General features: G+C 63.7%; 1 protein-coding gene and 1 pseudogene. Both read left to right on the top strand.

Annotated elements, in window-relative coordinates:
* Positions 1 to 92: pseudogene (locus AOQ53_RS45385) on the top strand (IS5/IS1182 family transposase); the annotation flags it as partial.
* A gap of 250 nt (positions 93 to 342) precedes the next feature.
* Entirely contained in the window at positions 343 to 1,257 is a 915-nt protein-coding gene (locus tag AOQ53_RS36230; RefSeq protein ID WP_148640431.1) for a hypothetical protein, read from the top strand.
* Positions 1,258 to 1,374: the final 117 nt, after the last annotated feature.

Below are 1,374 nucleotides of genomic sequence, written 5' to 3'. Positions count from 1 at the left end.
TGCGCTGGGAAAGGCGGGCCGACATCCACGAGGCGCTCCGCAAACTCGCCTGCTACCTCATCACCCACCGGCAACTCAGCTCATTCTGTTAGCCGTTGTTAGCCAGCATGCAACGAATTACGATTCAGGTTTCAATTTAGGCACCTCTGAATGCCATCGTCTCTGAACTCACTCCGACATCAGGAGCATCGTGGACTGGCGAAATGAGAACTAGGCGCTCGTCCGAAACGATTGTTGTGATCTCCGTTGGTGTGGGGGCAGCATTCTGCTCGGCGGCGTCCGCGACCGGGACGCCGATCGCGCATGACTCAGTGAGCGGCACAAAGGGGAGGGCACTGAAGCATGGGGACATGGAGTAAATGGGAAAAGGTCGGCGACGATGCGATCGACTCCGCGCCCAGCGTCGCGTCGCGAGTAGCGGAACGGATGACGGTGGTGGCCCGAAACCACGCCAACCGCATCGTGTGCCGGTCGTGGACTGAGGGCTCAGGCTGGGATAACGGGCAGGACCTGGGCCGCTACTTCGCCTACGACCCGGCCATCATCTCCAGCAAACCGAAGTTCTACACCGTCTACGGCTTGGGGCCTGGCCAGCACGTCTACCGCAAGACCTACGTCGACGGATCCGGCTGGAACAAGGAATGGAGCAAGACCAACGAGGGCCACGTGCTGTGGAGCGGACTGGCTGCGGCATCCGCCCCGCACAGTGGGCCGGATGCCACCTCCGACAAGGAGCAGCGCATCGACATGTTCTGCCTGGACGCCAGTAATGGGCTCGAGCACGCCACCTGCCCGTCTGGCTCCTCCTGGCAGCCGTTCAAGAGCCTCACCGGCAACTTCCAGGGCACTGTCGCGGCGGCCTCCTGGGGAGGGGGCCGGATCGACGTGGTCGCCCGGGGAGCGGTCACGAACACGCTGTGGCACTGCGTCTTCAACGGCACCGCCTGGAGCAAATGGCGTGACATCGGCACCGGTTTCCTATCCGGGCCCGCCCTCTGCACCTGGGGCACGGACCGCCTGGACGTCTTCGCCAAAGACCACGATCACCAGGTGAAGCACCGCTGGTGGAACGGCGCTGTCTGGAGCGCGTGGGAGGCTCTCGACACGGGCTTCACCGACGACAACCTCGCCGCGGTCTCCCGCAAGCCCGGCAACATCGAACTGTTCTGCCGCGGCCGCGACAACCACCTGTACCACCGCACCTACACCGCCGACACCAAGGAACTCGACAACGGCGGCGTCACCAACCCCAACTGACCAGCATCTCCGGACACCACCGCGCAGGACACCACCACGCAGCTAGGGACTGTCTTCAGTTGTGATCAATTCCTGGTTATGGCCCCCGGGCGCGGTGTCGGTCCGGTAGGACTCTGG

Origin of the sequence: Streptomyces azureus (genome assembly GCF_001270025.1) — a bacterium.
Lineage (GTDB): Bacteria > Actinomycetota > Actinomycetes > Streptomycetales > Streptomycetaceae > Streptomyces > Streptomyces azureus.
The sequence above is the reverse complement of the archived record's forward strand: the minus strand, read 5'-3'. Positions and strand labels throughout refer to the sequence as shown.

What these genes read in the sequence shown, in the direction of transcription:
- AOQ53_RS36230 (WP_148640431.1), top strand. Translation starts at nt 343, where the DNA reads ATGGGGACATGGAGTAAATGGGAAAAGGTCGGCGACGATGCGATCGAC.